The 22,702-nt window shown below is 62.5% G+C and carries 20 protein-coding genes and 1 pseudogene; 7 read left to right on the top strand and 14 right to left on the bottom strand.

What is annotated here, in order from left to right; all coding sequences use genetic code 11:
• Nucleotides 1-40 precede the first annotated feature (40 nt).
• From DFO58_RS05045 to DFO58_RS05035, 3 genes are all read left to right on the top strand, one after another.
• The gene (locus DFO58_RS05045) at nucleotides 41-835 is read left to right on the top strand and encodes a c-type cytochrome (RefSeq protein ID WP_047119124.1); all 795 of its coding nucleotides are present in this window, start codon (nucleotides 41-43) and stop codon (nucleotides 833-835) included.
• 70 nt (nucleotides 836-905) lie between these two features.
• Nucleotides 906-1,958 (top strand): Rieske 2Fe-2S domain-containing protein, encoded by a 1,053-nt coding sequence (locus tag DFO58_RS05040; protein ID WP_047119125.1) that lies wholly within the window; start codon nucleotides 906-908, stop codon nucleotides 1,956-1,958.
• 2 nt (nucleotides 1,959-1,960) lie between these two features.
• Nucleotides 1,961-3,631: a ubiquinol-cytochrome c reductase cytochrome b subunit gene (locus tag DFO58_RS05035; protein WP_047119126.1), complete on the top strand. Its 1,671-nt coding sequence runs from the start codon at nucleotides 1,961-1,963 to the stop codon at nucleotides 3,629-3,631.
• Nucleotides 3,632-4,150: 519 nt separating this feature from the next.
• Here the strand turns inward: DFO58_RS05035 and DFO58_RS05030 are convergent.
• From DFO58_RS05030 to DFO58_RS05005, 6 genes are all read right to left on the bottom strand, one after another.
• A complete protein-coding gene (locus DFO58_RS05030; protein WP_082123898.1) occupies nucleotides 4,151-4,933 on the bottom strand; it encodes a GntR family transcriptional regulator in 783 nt (260 codons plus the stop codon).
• 112 nt (nucleotides 4,934-5,045) lie between these two features.
• On the bottom strand, nucleotides 5,046-5,447 hold the full coding sequence (locus DFO58_RS05025; RefSeq protein WP_047119128.1) for a cytochrome c oxidase subunit 4: 402 nt from the start codon (nucleotides 5,445-5,447) through the stop codon (nucleotides 5,046-5,048).
• 2 nt (nucleotides 5,448-5,449) lie between these two features.
• On the bottom strand, nucleotides 5,450-7,168 hold the full coding sequence (gene ctaD / locus DFO58_RS05020; RefSeq protein WP_047119129.1) for a cytochrome c oxidase subunit I: 1,719 nt from the start codon (nucleotides 7,166-7,168) through the stop codon (nucleotides 5,450-5,452).
• A 5-nt stretch (nucleotides 7,169-7,173) separates the two neighbouring features.
• Nucleotides 7,174-8,103, bottom strand: a complete 930-nt coding sequence (gene coxB, locus DFO58_RS05015) for a cytochrome c oxidase subunit II (protein WP_181727997.1) — start codon at nucleotides 8,101-8,103, stop codon at nucleotides 7,174-7,176.
• A 170-nt stretch (nucleotides 8,104-8,273) separates the two neighbouring features.
• Complete coding sequence (locus DFO58_RS05010; protein WP_047119131.1) at nucleotides 8,274-8,648, bottom strand: iron-sulfur cluster assembly accessory protein; 375 nt, start codon at nucleotides 8,646-8,648, stop codon at nucleotides 8,274-8,276.
• Nucleotides 8,649-8,782: 134 nt separating this feature from the next.
• Nucleotides 8,783-10,192, bottom strand: coding sequence for a dipeptidase (locus tag DFO58_RS05005; RefSeq protein ID WP_120989431.1), 1,410 nt, complete (start codon nucleotides 10,190-10,192; stop codon nucleotides 8,783-8,785).
• A gap of 69 nt (nucleotides 10,193-10,261) precedes the next feature.
• Here DFO58_RS05005 and DFO58_RS05000 point away from each other — a divergent pair, with 69 nt between their 5' ends.
• Complete coding sequence (locus DFO58_RS05000; protein ID WP_047119133.1) at nucleotides 10,262-10,855, top strand: DUF3043 domain-containing protein; 594 nt, start codon at nucleotides 10,262-10,264, stop codon at nucleotides 10,853-10,855.
• A gap of 537 nt (nucleotides 10,856-11,392) precedes the next feature.
• Here the strand turns inward: DFO58_RS05000 and DFO58_RS04995 are convergent.
• Nucleotides 11,393-12,457: a quinone-dependent dihydroorotate dehydrogenase gene (locus DFO58_RS04995; protein WP_120989430.1), complete on the bottom strand. Its 1,065-nt coding sequence runs from the start codon at nucleotides 12,455-12,457 to the stop codon at nucleotides 11,393-11,395.
• A 60-nt stretch (nucleotides 12,458-12,517) separates the two neighbouring features.
• Here DFO58_RS04995 and DFO58_RS04990 point away from each other — a divergent pair, with 60 nt between their 5' ends.
• Nucleotides 12,518-13,549 (top strand): alpha/beta hydrolase, encoded by a 1,032-nt coding sequence (locus DFO58_RS04990; protein WP_120989429.1) that lies wholly within the window; start codon nucleotides 12,518-12,520, stop codon nucleotides 13,547-13,549.
• Here DFO58_RS04990 and DFO58_RS04985 read toward each other — a convergent pair.
• The 3 genes from DFO58_RS04985 to leuA all read right to left on the bottom strand — a co-directional run bounded on the left by DFO58_RS04985 (nucleotide 13,546) and on the right by leuA (nucleotide 16,944).
• On the bottom strand, nucleotides 13,546-14,352 hold the full coding sequence (locus DFO58_RS04985) for an isoprenyl transferase (RefSeq protein ID WP_047119136.1): 807 nt from the start codon (nucleotides 14,350-14,352) through the stop codon (nucleotides 13,546-13,548). The genes DFO58_RS04990 and DFO58_RS04985 overlap by 4 nt on opposite strands.
• Nucleotides 14,349-15,098 (bottom strand): DNA repair protein RecO, encoded by a 750-nt coding sequence (gene recO, locus DFO58_RS04980; protein WP_120989428.1) that lies wholly within the window; start codon nucleotides 15,096-15,098, stop codon nucleotides 14,349-14,351. The genes DFO58_RS04985 and recO overlap by 4 nt, the downstream gene beginning before the upstream one ends.
• A gap of 103 nt (nucleotides 15,099-15,201) precedes the next feature.
• On the bottom strand, nucleotides 15,202-16,944 hold the full coding sequence (leuA, locus tag DFO58_RS04975; RefSeq protein WP_120989427.1) for a 2-isopropylmalate synthase: 1,743 nt from the start codon (nucleotides 16,942-16,944) through the stop codon (nucleotides 15,202-15,204).
• 399 nt (nucleotides 16,945-17,343) lie between these two features.
• Here leuA and DFO58_RS04970 point away from each other — a divergent pair.
• Nucleotides 17,344-17,540: pseudogene (locus DFO58_RS04970) on the top strand (CPBP family intramembrane glutamate endopeptidase); the annotation flags it as partial.
• 100 nt (nucleotides 17,541-17,640) lie between these two features.
• Here DFO58_RS04970 and era read toward each other — a convergent pair.
• The 4 genes from era to DFO58_RS04950 are packed head-to-tail and all read right to left on the bottom strand — an operon-like array spanning nucleotide 17,641 to nucleotide 21,401.
• Entirely contained in the window at nucleotides 17,641-18,603 is a 963-nt protein-coding gene (gene era, locus DFO58_RS04965; protein ID WP_120989426.1) for a GTPase Era, read from the bottom strand.
• Nucleotides 18,593-19,882 (bottom strand): hemolysin family protein, encoded by a 1,290-nt coding sequence (locus tag DFO58_RS04960; RefSeq protein ID WP_047119141.1) that lies wholly within the window; start codon nucleotides 19,880-19,882, stop codon nucleotides 18,593-18,595. The genes era and DFO58_RS04960 overlap by 11 nt, the downstream gene beginning before the upstream one ends.
• Before the next feature lie 5 nt (nucleotides 19,883-19,887).
• Nucleotides 19,888-20,361: an rRNA maturation RNase YbeY gene (ybeY, locus tag DFO58_RS04955; protein WP_120989425.1), complete on the bottom strand. Its 474-nt coding sequence runs from the start codon at nucleotides 20,359-20,361 to the stop codon at nucleotides 19,888-19,890.
• An 11-nt stretch (nucleotides 20,362-20,372) separates the two neighbouring features.
• On the bottom strand, nucleotides 20,373-21,401 hold the full coding sequence (locus DFO58_RS04950; protein ID WP_047119143.1) for a PhoH family protein: 1,029 nt from the start codon (nucleotides 21,399-21,401) through the stop codon (nucleotides 20,373-20,375).
• 231 nt (nucleotides 21,402-21,632) lie between these two features.
• On the opposite strand from DFO58_RS04950, the gene DFO58_RS04945 reads away from it, so the two are divergent.
• Nucleotides 21,633-22,631, top strand: a complete 999-nt coding sequence (locus DFO58_RS04945) for a GerMN domain-containing protein (RefSeq protein WP_120989424.1) — start codon at nucleotides 21,633-21,635, stop codon at nucleotides 22,629-22,631.
• Nucleotides 22,632-22,702: the final 71 nt, after the last annotated feature.

Genomic DNA, 22,702 nt, shown 5'->3' with positions numbered 1-22,702 from the left:
CGGCAACACCACACCAAGAAATTAAGTGAGGAATCAGCAAGTGAAGGCTCTTTCGAAAAAGCGCCGCCACCCGCTCGCCGCTGTGGCCCTGCTGTTATTCGGATTGCTGATTACCGGCAGTCTCTACACTGCAGCGGGAAGCATCAGCGAAGCGAAGGCTGCGGACACCACCACTGCCTCGCAGTCGGATGTAGATGAAGGCGGAAAGCTTTTCGTCGCCAACTGCGCGACCTGCCACGGTATGAACGCTGAAGGAACCAACTCGGGTCCGTCGCTGATCGGCGTCGGCGCCGCATCGGTCGACTTCCAGGTTGGTACCGGCCGCATGCCGATGCAGATGCAGGGCCCGCAGGCCCAGGCGAAGCCAGTGCAGTTCACCGATGAGCAGATCTCGCAGCTGGCAGCATTCGTTGCCAGCCTCGGCGCAGGACCGGCAATCCCGGATGAGGAAAGCTTGGATACCACCAAGGGCGACGCCGCTCACGGTGGAACCGTGTTCCGCGTCAACTGCGCAATGTGCCACAACGCCGCTGCTGCCGGTGGCGCCCTGACCCGCGGTAAGTTTGCTCCGACCCTGGCTGGTGTCAGCGAGAAGCACATTTACGAAGCAATGGTTACCGGCCCACAGAACATGCCTGTGTTCAACGATTCGAACATCACCCCGGACGAGAAGCGTGACGTAGTCACCTTCCTGAAGACCATTGAAGCTAATGGTTCGGCCGGCGGCGTTGCTCTCGGTTCGCTTGGCCCAGTGGCTGAAGGCCTGTTCGTCTGGACCGCTGGTCTGGGTATCATCATCGCCTTCACCATTTGGTTGACCTCGCGTCCTTCCTAAGGCACTCGCGGCGTAGCGCCGCAAACATCACTACGTACAAAAATTCCTAACAGAAGGATGAGAGAGAAACATGGGCGACCATAGTCACGGCAGTCCCGAAAACTCGGGCACCGTTGCTAAGGCTGACGATGTGGCTCAGGACCGGTTCCCGGATCCAGGACTACCTCCGCACCGTCCGCGTCTCGCAGACCGCGATCCGCGCGCAGCCAAGCGACACGAGCGCCAAGTAGCGCTCCTATTTACCATCTCCATCATCGGCACGCTGTTCTTCTTCGTGTCCTACTTCGTCCTGGGCCACCTGGGCGACATGACTTTCGCTGAACTTCGTGTTCAGAACGCAGCTCTGGGCCTCGGCACCGCATTCGCGATGCTGGGTATCGGTGTCGGCATCGTTCACTGGGCCAAGACCCTGATGCCGGACCACGAACTGGTCGAGAGCCGCCACGAGATTCGCACCGAAGCAGATCGCCAGGATGCAGTCGAAATCGTTGACACCATCATCGAAGAGTCTGGCATCAAGCGCCGTCCGCTGATCCGCAACAGCCTGATTGGCGCCATTGCACTGGCTCCGATCCCTGCGATCTTCATGTTCCGCGACCTTGAGCGTTCCGGAAAGACCGCTGGCGAAATGGTCGAACAGCTGCGTCACACCATGTGGGACACCGGCGTTCGTTTGACCCGCGACCCATCGGGTACCCCGATCAAGGCTTCGGACGTACAGATCGGCTCGGCTTTCCACGTCATTCCCGAGGGTCTGAACGAGGCCGAGGACGTACTGAACGAAAAGGCCAAGGCCGTTGTTCTGCTGATGCGTATGGATCCACAGGAGATGAACATCTCCGAAGGCCGCGAAGACTGGAATGTCGACGGCATCGTCGCCTATTCCAAGATTTGCACCCACGTGGGTTGCCCCATTGCTCTGTACGAGCAGCACACCCACCACCTGCTGTGCCCTTGCCACCAGTCCACCTTTGACCTCGCCAACGAGTGCAAGGTTGTCTTCGGTCCGGCAGGTCACGCACTTCCGCAGTTGCCAATCATGGTTGACGCCGAAGGCTACCTGGTAGCCCGCAGCGACTTCCACGAACCGGTTGGCCCGGCTTACTGGGAGCGTGGTCAGTAATCATGGCGACTACTAACGAATACACTCCGTCGACCGCGACCGGCCGCTTGGCCAACTTCGTCGACACCCGCGTCGGAGCTTCGACCATCGTCAAGGAATTCGGTCGCAAGATCTTCCCTGACCACTGGTCCTTCATGTTCGGTGAAGTTGCGCTGTACACCTTCGTACTGCTGCTGCTTTCCGGCACCTTCCTGACCTTCTTCTTCGATCCTTCGATGGCCCACGTGGTCTACGAAGGCTCGTACGTACCGCTGAAGGGTATCGGCATGTCAACCGCAATGGCGTCGACGCTCGATATCTCCTTCGACGTGCGTGGCGGTCTGTTCATGCGCCAGGTACACCACTGGTCCGCACTGCTGTTCGTTGCTTCCCTGTCCGTGCACATGCTGCGCGTGTTCTTCACCGGTGCGTTCCGTCGCCCGCGTGAGCTGAACTGGGTCGTCGGCGGCGTGCTGCTGATCATGGGCCTGGCTGCTGGCTTCACCGGCTACTCCCTGCCAGATGATCTGCTGTCCGGTAACGGTCTGCGCATCATCGACGGCGTGATGAAGGCCCTGCCTGTTGTGGGCACCTACCTGTCGATGTTCTTCTTCGGCGGAGAGTTCCCTGGCGAGCACGTGATCCCGCGTCTGTACTCGCTGCACATCATGATCGTGCCTGCGGTCATTATCCTGCTGCTGGTTATCCACCTGTTCATGGTTGTGACCCACAAGCACACCCAGTACCCTGGTCCGGGTCGCACCAATGACAACGTTGTTGGCTTCCCAGTGGGTCCTGTGTACGCGGCCAAGGCTGGCGGCTTCTTCTTCATCGTCTTCGGCATCGTTGCTTTCATTTCGGGTATCTTCCAGATCAACCCGGTCTGGAACTATGGTCCGTACGACCCGTCGCCGGTGTCCGCTGGTACCCAGCCTGACTGGTACATCGGATTCGTTGACGGCGCGCTGCGCCTGATGCCGGGTGTCCTGGGCGACTTCAGCTTCGTGTGGAACATTCCGTTCCCATGGGGCGACAACTCCCTGGTCCTCTCGGTGCTGCTGCCAGCCCTGGTTCCTGCAGGTGCCCTGTTCACGGTCATGTTCGCATGGCCATGGATCGAACGCTGGGTTACCAAGGACAACCGCGAGCACCACTTGCTCGACCGTCCGCGCAACGCACCGTTCCGCACCGCAATGGGCGCCGCTGGTGTTGTCTTCTACTGCGTGATGTGGGCAGCTGCCTCGTCCGACTTGATTGCAACCCACTTCCACGTCGCACTGAACGATGTCACTTACTGGCTGCGCGCGCTGTTCTTCGTCGGCCCACTGGTGGCCTTCTGGCTGACTCGCCGCATCTGCCTGTCGCTGCAGCGCAAGGATCGCGAGATCGTGCTGCACGGCCGCGAAGCCGGCATCATCCAGATGTCGCCGGAAGGTGGCTTCTCGGAGAAGCACGAGGAAGTAGATGTCTACAAGCGTTACCTCCTGACCAACTTCAACGACAACCAGTACATCCCGGCCCAGCCGGATGCTGCCGGGCACATCTCCCGCAAGGAGAAGCGTCGTGCGAAGATCTCGAAGTTCTTCTTCGAAGATCGCGTCGCCCCAGTAACCCCGTCGGAGCTCGCAGCTGCCAAGGCAGCCCACGGCCACCACGAGGTTGAAGGCGAGAAGCAGGACTCGATCGAGAAGTAATCTCGACTCGCGTTAGTCACAAAACGAGGGACATACCGAAAGGTATGTCCCTCGTTTCGTTAACCCGCAACCCTGCAGGCCGCAGAATGACCGCTGAGGGCCTCAACAGTAGCCAAGTGGGTTCCTCGTCGGCCGGCGGCGTTCTGACCCTGCTACACGGGCACCAGGAGCTGTTGGCCATGGCAAGCGTTGACCGGACTGCCGACATCGTCGAGTCCGAGCTGAGGGCTCAGCGCGGGCCTCCCCCCGCCGTAAAGTGCAAAACTGGGACTTCGGCTCTCATCGGCAGGATACCCACCGCTGATCTGCTAGTGGCCAGGAATCGCCACGCTCCGGATGTATCGACAGGACTGATCTGGTCCCGCGCTGCTGGGGTTCCCGCACCTCGCGCTAATCGGAGGTTTGTAGATGCTCCGGGAGAACTTTCCAAGCGGAGGCTCCTGCGCAAGGGACGGTACAGCACCCAGAGTCGGATGGAGCACTCTCCCCGCCCGTGCGCCTGTCCATCAGGGTCCGCGACTAGACCGTGTCGGTATAACGCGGTGTGCCGGTTCCGAGGCGCTGCAGCGGCACGAACAGCTTGTAGCGGTCCGAACGGTACAAGGAGATCGAGTAGTCGGCCAGGCGTTCGCCGATGTAGGCGTAGCGGGTGATCTGCAGCAGGGGGAAACCGGGTTCCACGCCCAGCAGCTGCGCCTGTCGCTTGCTGGCGGCGGTGCTTTCGACCTGGTCCTCGCCCCACTCCAGAAGGATGCCATAGCGTTCGTGCAGGGCTTGGTAGAGCTTCGAAGGAGGCTCGCCGTCGACGAATCCGGGCACCAGATCGGCTGGCATGTAGTTTTCATCCAAGCTCATGGGGGTGCCGTCGGCCAGCAGGAGGCGCTTGAACTGCACGACACCGGTTCCCTCCTCGACCATGAGCTGGGATGCGAGGTTGGGGTTGGCCTTGATTTCGGAGAATTCCAGTACGTGGGCGTCTGGCACCATGCCTCGGCGCATCATGTCTTCCGAATAGGAGTGCAGACGTACGCGCAGGTCGAGCTTCTCAGGCACAACGAATGTTCCGATACCCACAACACGCTTGAGCACCTGTTCATCGACCAGCGCGTCGATTGCCTGCCGGATGGTCTTGCGGGCCACTCCGAAGTGTTCTGCGAGCACACGTTCTGGCGGGAGGCGGTAGCCGGGCTTGCAATCCTCGCGGGCATGGTTCTTGAGGATTTCTCTGATCTGTCGGTATTTGCTGACCTTGCTGTCCGGATCAAGAACTGCCTGCACGATCGGCTGCGGAGCATGGCGCACCGGGAACTCCCCCTCATCAACGCGCCTGGATATCAAGCGGGTAGGAATACTGCTGTTAAAAGACTAACGGGGTGACAAGCAATATTGCTTGTCACCCCGTTAGGGTTAGTGCCTAGTGTGCGTGGTCACCGCGGCTGTATTCGTAAACCCAACCAACCAGTGCGATCACTGCCAGGCCTGCGCCTACGAAGAACACCCACCATCCAACGGCAATGCCGAGGAAGCCGATGGCTGCAGCGCCGGCGAGTACCAGTGGCCACCAGCTCCATGGGGAGAAGTGTCCAATGTCGCCTGCGTTCTCGTGGATCTCACCGTCGACGCGGTCCTCTGGACGAGGGCCGACACGGCGGGCGGTGAAGTACAGGTACCAGCCGACCATGCCGCACAGGCCGCCGGTCAGCAGCAGTGCAGGGAACCCGACTAGTTCCTGCCAGTTGGTCATGTAACCGTAAACGAAAGCCACTGGGATGAAGAAGAAAATTCCTCCCAGGAACATCCATGCTTCAACTTTCATCTTTACAGGTCCTTCTGATCAGCGGGGCCAAAGATCTTCGCTACCGGAGACTCTGGGGTGACGCGGCCGCTCAATTCCGGGTGGTGCAGATCCAGAGCTGGACGCTCCGAACGGATGCGAGGAATCGAGTGGAAGTTGTGACGTGGTGGAGGGCAAGAGGTTGCCCACTCCAGCGAAGCGCCGAAGCCCCATGGATCATCAACTTCAACCTTCTTGGCATTGCGGTGGGTGATCCAGACGTTCCAGAAGAATGGAATCATCGAAGCGCCCAGGATGAATGCGAAGACGGTGGAGACCTGGTTCATGGCAGTGAAGTTGTCTTCAGGCATGTAGTCGGCGTAGCGACGTGGCATACCCATGACACCCAGCCAGTGCTGGATGAGGAAGGTTCCGTGGAAGCCAACGAACAGCAACCAGAAGTGGATCTTGCCCAGACGCTCGTTGAGCATGTGCCCGGTCCACTTTGGCCACCAGAAGTAGAATCCAGCGAACATTGCGAAGACAACGGTACCGAAGACCACGTAGTGGAAGTGAGCCACAACGAAGTAGGTATCGGAAACGTGGAAGTCCAGAGCCGGAGCCGACAGGATAATACCGGTCAGGCCACCGAACAGGAAGGTGATCATGAAGCCGATGCTCCAGAGCATCGGGGTTTCAAAGGTGATCGAGCCGCGCCATAGCGTGCCGATCCAGTTGAAGAACTTCACACCGGTCGGAACCGCGATCAGCATGGTCATGAAGCCGAAGAACGGCAGTGCAACCGAGCCGGTGACGTACATGTGGTGTGCCCACACGGAAATCGACAGGGCAGCAATCGAGATGGTCGCGAAGACCAGGCCCTTGTAGCCGAAGATCGGCTTGCGGGAGAAGACCGGGAAGATCTCTGAAACGATGCCGAAGAACGGCAGCGCGATGATGTACACCTCAGGGTGGCCGAAGAACCAGAACAGGTGCTGCCAAAGAATGGCACCGCCCGTTTCCGGATCGAAGATATGCGCGCCGAAGCGGCGGTCAGCACCCAGTGCGAACAGAGCAGCTGCCAGCGGCGGGAAAGCCATCAGGATCAGCAGCGAAGTGATCAGGGTGTTCCACGAGAAGATCGACATACGCCACATGGTCATACCTGGTGCACGCAGGCAGATGATGGTGGTAATGAAGTTCACTGCACCAAGGATGGTGCCGAAGCCCGACAGAGCCAGACCGAAGACCCACAGGTCTCCGCCGATGCCCGGCGAGAACGTGGTGTTCGACAGCGGTGCATAAGCGAACCAGCCGAAGCTGGCTGCACCCTGCGGGGTGAGGTAGCCGGCCAGCGCTACGGTCGAACCGAAGGCGAAGAACCAGAAAGCTAGTGCGTTCAAACGTGGGAAGGCCACGTCCGGCGAGCCGATCTGCAGCGGCATCATGACGTTGGCGAAACCTGCGAACAGCGGGGTTGCGAACATCAGGAGCATGACGGTGCCGTGCATGGTGAACAGCTGGTTGTACTGTTCCTTGGTCTGCAGGATCTGCATACCTGGTTCGAAAAGCTCTGCACGGATCAGCAGCGCCATAACGCCACCGATGCAGAAGAATACGAACGACATGATCAGGTACATGTACCCGATCTTCTTGTGGTCGGTCGAAGTAATGAAGTCGACGAAGAGGCGACCCTTGGACTTCGGCACAACGGCTGGGGCAATCGACTTCACGTCGTCAGTTGCATATTCAAACGTAGTCATAGCGATTACTCTCCTTCCCCTTCGTGCTTAACGATCACGCTGTTCACGGTGTCCGGACTGCGATCGTATTCTTCACCAATGTGTCCATCTTCCAGCTTGGCCATCTGAGCCTTGAACTCTGCCTCGCTGACAACCTTCAAGTTGAAGAGCATCTCGGAGTGGTACTCGCCGCAAAGCTCGGCGCACTTACCGTCGAAGGTACCTTCAACCTGTGGGGTCAGGTAGATGTGATTGGTCTTACCTGGGATCATGTCCAGCTTCTGAAGGAAGGCCGGAACCCAGAACGAGTGGATGACATCGCGGCTGTTGAGCTGGAACTCTACCGACTTGCCAACTGGCAGGTACAGGGTTGGCAGAGTTTCCTGAATGCCCTCGGAGCCATCTTCGTTCAGGTGAGCCTGAATGCCGGCGTAGTGCTTCTCCTGGCCACCATCGAAGGTGTAGTTGAAGTCCCAAGCCCACTGCTTGGCGCGAACGTCGACGACGATCTCCGAGTCAACAGGCTTGTTGATGCTGTTAACCAGGTTGTTGTTGAAGCTAAAGAAGACCAGAACAAGGACCAATGGAATGGCCGTGTAGAAGATCTCCAATGGCAGGTTGTAGCTCAGCTGACGTGGGTAGCCAGTATCGTTCTTGCGGCGACGGTAGGCGATGATGCACCACAGCATCAAGCCCCAGGTCAAAACACCGATGACAACCACTGCAATCCACGAGTTAACCCAGAAGTCCTGGATTGCTGCAGTGTGGTTGGTGGTGTCGCGGTCCACGTTCGGAAGCCAACCGCGTTGAACTTCCGCTGAACATCCCGTCAACAGCAATGCGCTGGTGCCGACCAAGGCCAATACTTTGGCCTTGGCTTTACCGCGACTGCCGGTTCGGTCTTGCGAACTCACAGACGGCCCTTCCTCTTTGTTGGTGCAGAATGTGGTCTCCATAAGTCACCTCGCGAATTACTGCTTGCACGGTGAGGCGGCTTATGAAGCGAAACATAGTTTTACTACTTAACGTAGAGCTTACCCTCTCAGGGCCCAGAATACCGAAAAACGCCGCTGTTCAAACGAGAAATTTCTTCAACGTTTGAACAGCGGCGTTAGTTCCCTAGGGCCTAGTGGAAGGAATCTCCACAGGCGCAGGAGCCGGAGGCTGCGGGGTTGTCGATGGTGAAGCCCTGCTTGGAGATGGTGTCTTCGAAATCGATGGAGGCGCCGGCAAGGTACGGAACGCTCATCTTGTCGACGATAACTTCCACGCCGTCAAAGTCGCGGACCGCATCGCCATCGAGCATGCGCTCATCGAAGTAGAGCTGGTAGATGAGGCCCGAGCAGCCGCCTGGCTGAACGGCGATGCGCAGGCGCAGGTCATCGCGGCCTTCCTGCTCCAGGAGCGAGCGAACCTTGGCTGCTGCGACATCTGAAATATTGACGTCGTGAGTTGGGACCTCGGTTGGATCACCCTTGGTCTGGTCTACGGCTGCAGTCATCATTTCCTCCCAAACTGCTTGGTTAGGCGCCAGGGTTCATCATTGTGACGGGCACCTGAGGCCTTTGTTCTTAGTTCTATCCTACGTCGGGGACCCAAATAAAGCTCCCCCATGAACTGCGTCTATGACGCGGCTCATAGACCTTCGGAGTCAATCCGTGCCAGAAGCAGCGCCTCCGCCTCAATTGCATGCTGGAAATCTCCCAAGTGCAACGACTCGTTTGCCGAGTGGGCTCGCGAGTCCGGATCTTCCACGCCGGTCACCAGAATCTGAGCTTCCGGGAAAACGTCCGAAAGGTCGGCGATGAACGGAATGGATCCGCCCAGCCCCATGTGAACCGGTACAACTCCCCAGGCTTGTTCCAGGGCCCACGAAGCGGTGCCATTGGCTGAGGCAGCCAGATCCGCCAGATAGGCATTGCCGGCTTCAACCGCCTTGAACTCCACTTCGGCTCCCCTGAGGTCCACATTCATGACGTGTTCCTCGAAGGCTTCCAGGGCCTTGGCTGGATCCTGCCCGGGTGCCAACCGCATTGAAACCTTGAAGCGCGCCTGCGGAATCAGGGTGTTCGAGGAGTGGTCGACACTCGGCATATCCATACCAATGACACTGAGCGCTGGTTTATTCCACAGGCGATCGGTGATCTTTCCCGTTCCAGCCAGCGAATAGGAATCGAGCGCACCGGAATCCCGGCGGAATTCAGCTTCATCGAAGTCGACATCCGCCGCGTCGTTGGACACGAGGCCCGCGATGGACACGGCACCGTCCTCGTTGTGGAAGGTGGAGATGAGTTTCGCCGCCAGGATCGGGGCGTCGAGTATCGGACCGCCGAACATGCCGGAATGCACCGCATGGCGAAGCGAGCGCACGGTGATCTCCGCAGCACACATACCACGAAGGGAGCTTGTAAGCGCCGGGGTTCCTACGGCCCAGTTGCTGGAATCGGCGACGATGATGACGTCTGCCGCCAGTTTGTCCTGGTGGGCTTCGAGGAAGTTTCGGAAGGACGGCGAACCGGCTTCTTCCTCGCCTTCGAAGAAGTACGTCACACCGACGCCGAAGTCCGCCACCGAGTCCAGGACGGCGCGCAGGGCGGCGATATGGACCATGATGCCGGCCTTGTCGTCTGCGGCTCCCCGGCCGAAGAGCCGGTCTCCCACTCGGGTGGCCTCGAACACCGGCGTGTTCCAGTCCGCTTCATCGCCTGGGGGCTGTACATCGTGGTGGGCGTACAGCAGAACGGTTGGTTTGCCGGGCGCCGCCGGGCGGCGGGCGACAACTGCAGGAGCTCCCATGGCGCCCGAATCGGTGGGTTCGCGCAGGATCTCAACGCTTGGCATGCCGGCGTCCTTGGCCAGAGCCGCGACCGCTTCGGCAGATTTTTCGAGGTTCGCTGGGTCGAAGGATTCCCACGCGATGCTGGGGATGGCAACCAACGAGGTCAACTCTTCGAGGATCTGCTCGAAGTTCGACTGGATGTGGTTCTTGAGGCTAGCTACGTCCACACCATGTGCGGAGGCCTCAGGCATTGAATTTGATGACATGCTTTCAGCCTAGCAATTCTTGTGGTTGCGAATGTCACCTGATGATTCAATCCCCGCTAGGATAGAGGGGTGTTTGGACGTAAGAAGGATGAATCTCAATCCCAAGTAAATGTGGAGCCTGTTGAGCAGGCTTCTGAATCGACTGACGGTCGTAAGGCTGGCCCGACGCCCAAGCGCAACGCGCAGCAGGCGAATCGCCAACGTCCGTTGGTCCCGACCGACCGCAAGGCCGCGAAGGAAGCTGAGCGCCAACAGCGCATCGAGGCCCAGAATCGCCTGCGTGTTGCCAACGAAACCGGTGATGAACGCTACCTCATGGCTCGCGACAAGGGCCCGCAGAAGCGCTATGCACGCAACTTCATCGACTCGCGGTGGATGGTAGGCGAATTCATGATGTTTTTCATCCTCGCCTTCCTCGTTGTTTCGCTGACTTTCAGCGGTAATCTGGCCGTACAGATGTACGTCCAGGGCGCCCTCTGGGTCCTGATTGCCGTGATCATCATCGAGGCAATCGTCACGACTTCGATCTTGAAGCGTCGTCTCGTCGCCAAGTTCGGCTCGCTGGATCGCGGTGTTCGCATGTATGCCACGATGCGCGGAATGCAGTTCCGCAAGCTGCGCCTGCCTAAACCGCAGGTCAAGCGCGGAGCATCGATCGACTAATCGATCCCGACAACTTCAAAGGGCGGATTCCACTCGGAATCCGCCCTTTTCTCTTGACCGAAATCGACATATTCCGCACGCGGCGCAACCTTTGGAGGGCCTCCCTGAGGATGATTTCACCAGCTTTAAAGTTTGTCCTGTCACCCTTTCGCAGGCAGGCTGGCGACCATTTACAAGGTCAGGGCTTTGATGGAGGCTGGAAATTCGTGAGCGCTATCAACGTCAGGCGCGCTTGGCCAGAGCTGACGGAGTCTGACGACGCGAAGTGCGCGAAAATTGCTGGTTCGGCGCAATTTTCTTGTACCCGTGGTTACAAGTTCTCGTGCGCACGTTTGAACAGAAATCGGCAAACAAGCTTTCAATCTTGTTTATTGGAAGACAAGACCCTTCGCGTGTCGATACTCCCCCGCATCCATGCAGCGTGGCCACATCGCCCAGGAGTGAACCAGCGGCGTTCAGTCTCCACGCTCTATAAAACGACGTAGCTTCGAACCAATTCGGTTCGAAGCTACGTTGTAGTGTTTGGCTGTGCCTTGGTTAGAGCATTTGCTCCAAAGCACGGTTGATCGAGCGCGCCCAGAAAGGCCCCTCGTAGAGGAATGCGGTGTAGCCCTGCACAAGGTTTGCACCTGCATCCAAGCGGGCTTTCACGTCTTTCGCGTCGGTCACGCCGCCAACGGCGATGATTGCCATCTCGGATGGAACCAAGGCTCGAAGCTGGCGCAGGACTTCCAGGGAACGCTGCTTCAGCGGGGCGCCGGACAGGCCTCCGGCCCCGATCTTCTCGACCATCGCCGCGGAACTCTTCAGCCCTTCGCGTCCGATGGTGGTGTTGGTGGCGATGATGCCGTCGAGTTCCAGCTCGGTGGCGAGCTTTGCTACATCGGCGATGTCTTCGTCGCTCAGATCCGGTGCGATTTTGACGAGCAGCGGTACGTGCCGGCCTGCAACATGGTCGGCGAGTTCGCCGACCTCGGTCAACAGGGGACGCAGCGTTTCAACACTCTGTAGCAGACGCAGCCCCGGGGTGTTCGGGCTGGAGACGTTCACGACCAGGTAGTCGGCGTGGATGGCCAGCTGTCGGGTTGAAGCGAGGTAATCCCCCACCGCGTCGCCAAGCTCGACGACCTTGGTCTTGCCGATGTTGACGCCCACCACCGGACGATTTGCCGCGTAGTCCGACTTCAACTGCTGGCGAGCCTGCGCCACCCGCGCGGCAACAACCTCGGCGCCTTCGTTGTTGAATCCCATGCGGTTGATGACCGCGCGGTCTTCAACCAGACGGAACAAGCGAGGCTGCGGGTTTCCTGGCTGGGCTTGTCCGGTCACTGTGCCGATCTCGACATGGCCGAAACCAATGTCGCTCAAGGCCATGATGCCGGTAGCGCCCTTGTCAAAACCTGCGGCCAGGCCGAAGGGCGAGGGGAAATCGATCCCCATCACGGTACGCTTCAGCTTCGGAGCGGGAGCGAAGAATTTGCGGGCTGCCTTGGTCAATCCAACGCGCTGGGCGATCTTGATCGCATCGAAAGCGAAGTGATGGGCCTTTTCAGGATCCATCTTGGCGAAAACGTGCTTGAAGACCAAAGGATAAATGCGCATGGTTCCAATCTTCCCGTGAAATGGGGTCTGTAGACAACTTGAGGTCGGTAAGCTGATTTCATGACGGTCGCAGAACTTCTTCCCGCAGCGAGATGGCCTGAATTCCTGCCGTCCACACCGCCGGGTGTCTGGGTGCCCGATCCGCTGGGACCGGGCTACGAGTACCAGACCTTGGACTTCGGGTCCGACGCCGAGGGGCCGCTAGTCGCGACACTGGTGCGGTATGCGCCCTCCGGCTGGTTCCGGAAACTGGGCCGCCGGGCCAAGGGCGTGGTGTTGTCGGTTCACGGCTGGAGCGATTATTTCTACAACCGCGAACTTGCCGAGTTCTGGCACCACCGGGGCTACCACTTCTACGCCCTGGATCTGCGCCACCACGGTCGCAGCCTTCGCAAGGAGCACGAGCTTCCCGGATACATTTCGGCCCTGGAAGACCTCGACCTCGAGCTGGACGCGAGCCTTGGCATCTTGCAGCGCGAACATCCCGAACTGCCGGTGGTGGCGCAGGGGCATTCCATGGGCGGTCTCATCCTGAGCTTGTGGATCTCGCGCACTTCGCCGAACATCAAGGGCCTGGTGCTCAACGCGCCGTGGCTGGAGTTCCAGGGCACGGCGTTCCTGCGCGTGCCGATCAACGGGCTGATGGAAGCGATGTCGCGCAGCAATCCGCGGCGCAAGGTGTTGGCCAACCAGTTCGACCACTACTGGCAGTCGCTCAGCGACCAGGCCAGCGGCCAGTGGGATATCCATCCCATCTGGCGCCCCACCTTGGCCTTTCCCACCACTGCTGGCTGGCTGCACACGATCCTCAAAGGCCACGCCCAAGTGGCCCGGGGACTGAACCTGAGCCTTCCGATCCTGATGCTGACCTCGAAGACCTCGCATTTCAGCACCTCGTATTCCGAGCAGATGCAGCATACCGATTCGGTCATCGACGTCACCCAGACGCGCCTGCGCGCGCTGAAACTCGGCAGCTTCGTGACGCTCTCGGAACTCGACGGTGCCATGCACGACGTCTTCACCTCGGCGGAGCCTGCCCGCGCCACCGCGTTCAGGGATCTGAACCTGTGGCTGAAGATGCTTGACTGCTAGGCGCCGGGCTTGTCGATCGCGCCGCCGTAGCGGCGGTCGCGCTTGGCGTACTCTTCCACCGCGGTGAACAGGGTGCGGCGGTCGACGTCGGGCCACAACTGGTCAAGGAACACCATCTCTGCATAGGCGGACTGCCACAGCAGGAAGTTGCTGGTGCGCTGTTCGCCGCTGGTGCGCAGGAACAAATCGACGTCAGGCAGCTCCGGGGCGTGAAGGTACTTGCCGATGGTCTTCTCCCCGACCGAGGAGGCGCGCAGCTTGCCCGCGGCGACGTCCTTGGCGATGGCCGCCATGGCATCGCCGAGCTCGGCCCGGCCCCCGTAGTTCACGCACATGGTCAGCTGGCAGCCGGTGTTCTCGCGGGTCAGCTCCTCGGCTTCGCGCAGCTCGTTGATCACCGACTTCCACAGCTTCGGCTCGCGGCCGGACCAGCGGATGCGCACGCCCCAGGAATTCAGGGTGTCGCGCTGGCGGCGCAGCACGTCGCGGGAAAAGCCCATGAGGAAGCGGACTTCCTCCGGGCTGCGCTTCCAGTTCTCGGTGGAGAACGCGTACACGGAGACGTATTTGATGCCCATTTCCACGGCGCCCGCCATGACGTCCAGCAGCGCGGCTTCCCCGGCACGGTGCCCCTCGGTGCGCGGCAGGCCGCGCTGGTTGGCCCAGCGGCCGTTGCCGTCCATCACGATGGCGACGTGCTCCGGGATCAACTCCGTCGGGATCTGCGGCATGACCGGGTTCTGGGGGTGCGCGAAAGGTGCGACCGGACCGCGGCGGCCGGTGATCTTGGGCAGCTTCTTCATGATCTCTCCACATGGCGTAGGGACTTGACGGCACGCTCCAGGTGCCATTGCAGATAATTGGCGGTGATCTCCGCCGCTTGCTTGCGGGCGCGCGGCCCGGCCAGGGCGACGGTGTCCCAGTCCCCCTCCAGCAGCGCCTGCAGGTACTGGATGGTCACCGGGTGCGGCGAGAGCGACCCCGGCGGGCGGCAGTCGGAGCAGACCACGCCGCCAAGCTGCACATGCAGCGCCTCGTGCGGGCCGGGCTTCCCGCAGCGCACGCAGTTGGTGAAGGACGGGGCCCAGCCGGCGATGGACAGGGCACGCAGGATATAGGAGTCCAGCACGGCGCCGGGCTCCGCCAGGTGCTTGGACAGCAGCGCGATCGCCCCGTGCAGCAGCCGGTACTGGCGCAAGTTCGAGTCGCTGTCGGCTTCCAGCAGCTTTTCGGCGATCTCCACCATGGCGGTGGCCACGGTGTAGCTCGGGTAGTCGGCGACCAGCAGCTGGCCATAGGCGTGGCGCAGCTGCGCCTGGGAGACGATGTCCAGGTTGCGCCCCATCACCAGCTGGGCTTCGACCTCCATGAACGGTTCGAGGGTGGCCCCGAGCCGCGAGGAGGTGCGCCGCACGCCCTTGGCCACCGCGCGCACGATCCCGTTGGGGGTCAGCAGCGTGATGATGCGGTCGGCCTCCCCCAGCTTGTGGGTGCGCAGAACGATGCCGCGGGTGCGGTAGCTCTTGGAGGCGAAACCTGATCTTGACACGTGCTCAATTCTCCCACCTGGCCACCGACAGAATGCCCAACGCCACGGCCAGCGAGGATGTGCCGGCCGTGGCGTTGATGACGTGCGCTTGCGGTAGCGGCGGCTACTTCGCGTCGCGGATCGCGCGGTTGACCGCGGAAACCACTGCCTTCAGCGCCGCGATGTTGGTGTTGGTGTCCAGGCCGACGCCCCACAGGATGCGGTCGCCCACGGCGCACTCGACGAACGCGGCGGCGCGGGCGTTTCCGCCCTCGCTCATGGCGTGCTCGGAGTAGTCGAGCACCCGCAGGTCCACGCCGTCCTCGTTGAGCATGTGCACCAGCGCGGAGACCGGGCCGTTGCCGCCGGCGGAGCGCTCATGCGGCGCGCCGTCGATGACCAGCTTGGCGTCCAGCTGGAAGCTGCCGTCCTCGTCGGAGGTCGCGGTGGCCGAGGCGATGCGGTAGTGGCCCCAGGTCTTCTGGTCCGAGCCTTCCTCGGCCGGCAGGTACTCGTCCTGGAAGACGTTCCAGATGGTCGAGGAGGAGACCTCCCCGCCCTCGGTGTCGGTCATCTTCTGGATCACGCTGGAGAACTCGATCTGCGCGCGGCGCGGCAAGTCCAGGTTGTAGTCGTTCTTCAGCAGGTAGGCCACGCCGCCCTTGCCGGACTGCGAGTTCACGCGGATCACTGCCTCGTAGGAGCGGCCGATGTCCTTCGGGTCCACCGGCAGGTACGGCACGGCCCAGACCAGTTCGTTCAGATCCTTGCCCTGCTCGCCGGCCTTGGCCTCCATGGCCTCCAGGCCCTTCTTGATCGCGTCCTGGTGGGAGCCGGAGAACGCGGTGAAGACCAGGTCGCCGCCGTATGGGCTGCGTTCCGGGACCGGGAGCTGGTTGCAGTACTCGACGGTGCGGCGGATGTGGTCCATGTCGGAGAAGTCGATCTGCGGGTCCACACCCTGGCCGAACATGTTCATGCCCAGGGTCACCAGGTCCACGTTGCCGGTGCGTTCGCCGTTGCCGAACAGGCAGCCCTCGATGCGGTCGGCGCCTGCCAGGTAGCCCAGCTCCGCGGCGGCCACGCCGGTGCCGCGGTCGTTGTGCGGGTGCAGCGAAAGGATGATCGAATCGCGGTTGGCCAGGTTGCGGTGCATCCACTCGATCGAGTCGGCGTACACGTTCGGGGTGGCCATCTCCACGGTGGCCGGCAGGTTCAGGATCATCTTGTTCTCCGGGCTGGCCTCCAGCACCTCGGCCACGGCCTCGGAGATGCGCTTGGCGAACTCCAGCTCGGTGCCGGTGTAGGACTCCGGGGAGTACTCGTAGGTGATCTTGGTGCCGGTCATCTGCTCTTCGTACTTCTTGCACAGGCGCGCGCCCTGCACGGCGATGTCGACGATGCCGTCCTGGTCCTGGCGGAAGACGACTTCGCGCTGCAGGATCGAGGTCGAGTTGTACAGGTGCACGATGGCCTGCTTGGCGCCTTCCAGCGCCTGGTAGGTGCGCTCGATCAGGTGCTCGCGGGACTGGGTGAGGACCTGGATGGTGACGTCCTCGGGGATGCGGTTGCCCTCGATGAGCTGGCGCACGAAGTCGAAGTCGGTCTGCGAGGCGGACGGGAAGCCGACCTCGATCTCCTTGAAGCCCATCTGCACCAGCAGGTCGAACATCTTGTGCTTGCGCTCGGGGCTCATCGGGTCGATCAGCGCCTGGTTGCCGTCGCGCAGGTCGACCGCGCACCAGCGCGGCGCGGTGGTGATGTACTTGTCTGGCCAGGTGCGATCGGGAAGGTTGACTTCGATCTGGTCCTGGAACGGAACATACTTGTGGATCGGCATGTTCGAAGGCTGTTGCATGTTCTGCATTTCGGTTGTCCCCTAGACAAAAATTGGTGCTTAGTTGTGTGGGGCCAGACAAGAGCTTACTCCGCAACGAGGGGTCGGCCGAGGGACCACTAGCGGTCCGTTGGATCCTCGCAGCGGCTGAGTAGTAGTAGAAGCTCGAAATGCACGTGTTGAGCATAACACCGGCCCGCTGCGCGCACTGAAACTGTTGCGCGGTTGTGTCACATTATGGACACGGGGCCGGAGACGCACGCCTGTTGCCGGGCGGGCGCAGCTGGCATGCTGGTGGGTGTGAAGACCCGGCAGGCCGATCCGCGGCGCACCGCGCTGGGCGTGAGAACCGTCCCGGCCGCCGCGCTGCTGGACCGCGAGCTGGCCCGGCATCTGGGGCTGGCAGCGCTCGGGCTGGTTGCGGTCGGCGCGTTCCTCTGGGAGATCGGCTACCAGGCCCGGGGCCCGGCGCTGGCCTTCCCCTTCGCCCTGCTGCAGGCTGCACCTTCAAGCTCACCGATTCGCTGACCTACGTGGTGAGCGTGCACCTGATCTTCGACGCGGTGCTGTTCCTCGCGCTGGTGCACGCGCACAACCCGCAGTGGCTGCCGGTGTTCCTGCACTGAGCAGCGTCCAGCTGGCTGAGCGTCGACTAAACGGCGGATCCGCCCGGCCCGACGCAGGGTCGGAGCGGGCGGATCGGAACGTGGCGCGGGGCTCGGCGGGCTAGAAGCCCAGGCGCCCAAGCTGCTTCGGGTCGCGCTGCCAGTCCTTGGCGACCTTCACGTGCAGGTCCAGGTATACCTTGGTGCCCAGCAGCTTCTCGATGCCCTTGCGGGCGTTGGTGCCGACCTCGCGCAGCCGGGAGCCGCCGCGGCCGATCACGATGGCCTTCTGGCTGGAGCGCTCCACGTACAGCGAGACGTGGATGTCCACCAGCGGGTTGTTCTCGCTGCGTCCCTCGCGCGGGACCATCTCCTCCACGACCACTGCCAGCGAGTGCGGCAGCTCGTCGCGCACGCCTTCCAGCGCCGCCTCGCGGACCAGCTCGGCGATCATCTTCGCCTCGGGCTCGTCGGTCAGCTCGCCGTCCGGGTATAGCGGCGGTCCGGCCGGCATCTGCTGCACGAGCACGTCGGCGACCTCCTGCACCTGGAACTCCTTGACCGCGGAGACCGGGACGATCGCGGCGAAGCCGTTCGGGCCGAAGTTCTGGTTGCCCAGCTCGGTCACGGCGATCAGCTGCGCGGCCAGCGCCTCGCGGTCCACCAGGTCGGCCTTGGTCACGATCGCGACGATCGGCTTGCGCTGCAGCTGCGCCAGCTGGGTGGCGATGAAGCGGTCGCCGGGGCCGATCTTCTCGTTGGCCGGCAGGCAGAAGCCGATCGCGTCCACCTCGGAGAGGGTCTCGGCGACCAGGTCGTTCAGGCGCTGGCCCAGCAGCGTGCGCGGGCGGTGCAGCCCCGGGGTGTCGACAAGCACCAGCTGCGCATCCTCGCGGTGCACGATGCCGCGGATGGTGTGGCGGGTGGTCTGCGGCTTCGCGGAGGTGATCGCCACCTTCTGGCCCACCAGGGCGTTGGTCAGGGTGGACTTGCCGGCGTTCGGGCGGCCCACGAAGGACGTGAAGCCGGAGCGGAAGCCATCGGGCCATTCGCCCAGGGCGCGCGGGGTGTGGTTATCGCTCATCAGAGGATTCCTCGTCGTTCTCGATATGGTCTAAAGCGTCCTTGGCCAGACGCTCTACATGGATCTTGCCGATGCGGTTGCGGCGCCCCGCCAGGGCGACCACGGTCAGGCGCAGGCCGTTCACATCCGCGGTGGAGCCGAGCACGGGCACGGACTCCAGCGCCTTGGACAGCAGCCCGCCCACGGTGTCCACGTCCTCCTCGTCGATGAGCAGGTCAAAATGGTCTGCCACGTCGTCGATGGAGGCGCTGGCCACCGCGAACAGCGAGCCGTCCGGGTTTTCCACAAGCTCGGTGCGGCTGCGGTCGTATTCGTCGTCGATCTCGCCGACGATCTCCTCGATCAGGTCCTCCAGGGTGACCAGCCCGGCGGTGCCGCCGTACTCGTCGACCACGATCGCGAAGTGGATGGACTCCTGCTGCAGCTCCTGCAGCAGCTCCGCGGCGGACTTGGACTCCGGCACGAAGCGCACCGGGCGGGCCAGCTCGAGCAGGTCCTTGGCCTGCTGCAGGCCGTGGATCTCCCCGATCAGGTCCTTGAGGTAGATGATGCCGCGGATATCGTCGGAGTCCTCGCCGATCAGCGGGATGCGCGAGTAGCCCGAGGCCATGAACAGGTCCAGCGCGCTGTGGAAGGTGTGGTCGGAATCCAGCACCACCATGTCGGTGCGCGGCACCATGACCGCGCGCACGTTGGTTTCCTCCAGGTCGATGACCCCGGAGATCAGCTCCGCGGATTCCTCGTCCAGGTCCTCGCCCTCGCTGGCCCGGTCCACCAGGTCGCGCAGGCGCTCCTTGCCCAGGTAGCCGTCCTCGTCGGTGCCTCCGGGGCTCAGCGCCTTGGCGATGTTCGCCAGCCAGTTCGCCACCGGGCCCAGGGCGCGGCGCAGCAGGCGGACCATCGGGGCGGTGGCCTGCACCACGCGCTGCGCGTTGGAGCGGCCGTAGCGCCGCGGCGACATGCTCACCAGCACGAAGCCCAGGGCGGCCATGGCGATCGTGGCGATCAGCCCGGCGAGCCAGATGTTCTGAACCCGGGTGGACACCAGCAGCGCCACGGACACCGCGGAGGCGGTCTCGAACCAGACGCGCCAGAACTTGATGGCCTGGGCGTGGGATTCGGTGTCGTCCAGGATGGCGCTGAGCGCCTTGGATTCGGAATCCGCCCGCAGCCGTTCGGCGGCGTGGCGGGAAAGTGCGTAGAAGGCCGAGTCCGCGGCCGTGAGCACCGCCGAGCAGGCGATGAAGACGACGGCGAGAATCAGCAGGAGTATACCCACGGCGGTTATTCCACCGTTTCCTTCGGCGCCGGGCGCCCGGTGTAGGACTCCAGCAGGCGGCGCTGCAGGGAGAACATCTCTTCCTTCTCCTCGGGCTCCATGTGGTCGAAGCCCATCAGGTGCAGCAGGCCGTGCGTGGCCAGCAGCAGGATCTCGTCATGGGTGCTGTGCCCGCCGGCTTCGGCCTGCGCCTGCGCGACGCTCGGGCAGATCACGATGTCGCCCAAAATCCCCGCCTCCGAGGGGGCGTGCTCGCGCCCGGGGCGCAGCTCGTCCATCGGGAAGCTCATCACGTCGGTGGGGCCCTCCAGGTCCATCCACTCCACATGCAGCGCGCTCATCGCGTCCTCATCCAGGAAGACGATGGACACCTCGGTCTCCGGGTGCAGGTACATGGCGCTCATCACCGACTGCGCCAGCTTGTTCACGTCGGCCAAATCGACGTCGAGCTCGGTTTCGTTGTTGACTTCAATGCTCATTGCTTCGCTGCTCACTTCGTATGTCGCGGCCGTTGGCGGCCCTTGCGGCGGTCGTCGTCCCAGCGGTCGTAGGCGGAGACGATGTCAGCGATCAGCCGGTGGCGCACCACGTCGCTGGCGTCCAGCCGGCAGATCGAGATGTCCTCGATGCCTTCCAGCACCTCGCTGGCCATGCGCAGCCCGGAGACCGCGTTGCCCGGCAGGTCGACCTGGGTGACGTCCCCGGTGACCACCATCTTGGAGCCGAAGCCCAGGCGGGTCAGGAACATCTTCATCTGCTCGCTGGTGGTGTTCTGCGCCTCGTCGAGGATGACGAAGGCGTCGTTCAGGGTGCGCCCGCGCATGTAGGCCAGCGGGGCGACCTCGATGGTGCCCGCCTCCAGCAGCCGCGGGATCGAATCCGGATCCACCATGTCGTGCAGCGCATCGTAGAGCGGACGCAGGTAGGGGTCGATCTTCTCGCTCAGGGTGCCGGGCAGGAAACCCAGCTTCTCCCCCGCCTCGACCGCCGGACGGGTCAGGATGATGCGGTTGACCTGCTTGTCCTGCAGCGCCGCGACGGCCATGGCCATGGCCAGGAAGGTCTTGCCGGTGCCTGCCGGGCCGATGCCGAAGGTCACCGTGGAGTCCTCGATGGCATCCACGTAGGATTTCTGGTTCACCGTCTTGGGCCGGATGGAGCGCCCGCGGCCGGAGAGGATCTTCAGCCCCAGCACGTCGGTGGGGGCGTCCCGGTTCCCGGCGCTGAGCATCTTGATGATCTGCTCGATGGTTTCCGCGCTCATCCGCGAGCCGCGCTGCGCCAGCGACCTGGCTTCCTCGGTCACCCGCTGCGCCTTGCGCACCTGGACCGGATCGCCCAGGAGGCTCAGTGTCGACCCGTTGGGGCGGAACTGCACGTCCGGGTAGGCGCCGGTGAGGATGCGCAGCAACTCGTCGTTCGGGCCCAGGGTTGCGATCATCAGCTCGGGAGTCTCGAACGTGATGGCCAGCGTCGCCGGCCCGGTCTCGGATTGCCTCTGGTTCTGTTCAACCTGCATGCAGTGCTTCGTGCCCCTTTTGAGCTCGGAAAATAAAAAAACTTGCGCAAGTCCAGTCTAGCTAGTCCCCGGCTCCCAACGCGATACGTAGCGCTCCGCCGAGCGCTGAAAATTCTGAAACTAGTATGAAATGAATCTAATCCGAGCAGGTCGCAAAGGTATAGATTTGGTTACGGATTGGTAGGTTTGGCGAATTTCGGCCTCATCGCACACCTTGATGTGGCACGCTAGATGAGCGCGCGGAACCACGTTCTCGTTCCGGGCGCCCAAGAATCCCCGCAGAACAGATGGACTGGTCCCAACGTGCAGCAGTGGTACAAGCGCCGAATCCCGCGACGTTTCGCGGCGACCGGCGTCATCGCAGCGGTGGCCCTGGTGGTCGGCTGCGGACTTGCCGCGCGCGACGACAGCTTCGAGATGCCTGCAAACTCCGCCGCCGCGGCGGAGGGTGTCCCGCAGGCCACCGACTCGATGGAACAGGCTTTCCCCGGGCAAAAGATGCCGGTCTACTGGCTGGAGAACACCGACTCGGGGGTCTACCTCTACCGCGAATACGCCACCGACACCCGCCACCAGGAGCCGATAGGCGACGCGATCGCCTACCTGCTCGCCGGGAAGCCGGCCGACCCGGCCTGGTACACGCACCTGAAGTCCACCGACGACGTCGGGGTCTCCATCGACAACCAGAACCTGATCACGCTGGACCTTCCGGCCAAGGTCTTCAGCGCCACGCTCGACGAGGGCCTGTCCGAGCGCGCCATCCAGCAGCTGGTGTTCACCGCGACCGCCGCGGCCTCCAACGCGGGCATCCTGGTCGGCGACACCCCTGCCAGCGTGCGCATCCTGGTCGACGGGAAGCAGAACGCCACCGTCTTCGGCGGATACCGCCTGCAGGACGTCTACCAGCGCGACGCGAAGTACATGGCCCCGATCTGGATCATCGACCCGCAGTTCGGCACCACCACCGCGGCGGGCGCCGTGAAGTTCCACGGCCGCACCTCCAGCTTCGACGGCGGCACCTTCTACTCCCTGCAGGCCAAGGCCGCCGACGGCCAGTCCAAGGTCATTACCGCCGCCAACCGGATCAACGACGAGAGCGTGGAGCCCGACGGATCCTTCACGCTGACCACCCGGCTGCCCGCCGGCAGCTACGCGCTGAGCGTCTGGGGCGAGGAAGCCGGCAGCAAGGCCAAGGTCGGCGAGATCAGCTCCGAGTTCACCGTGCGCTGAGCGCCGGCGCCCGCCCACCACCGAATAAACAGCGAATGCCGCAAACCCCTCGGGGTTCGCGGCATTCGCTG

Source organism: Arthrobacter sp. AG1021, from assembly GCF_003633665.1.
GTDB classification, from domain to species: domain Bacteria; phylum Actinomycetota; class Actinomycetes; order Actinomycetales; family Micrococcaceae; genus Glutamicibacter; species Glutamicibacter soli.
Note: the sequence above shows the minus strand (reverse complement) of the source record. Positions and strands in the feature narration are given on the sequence as shown.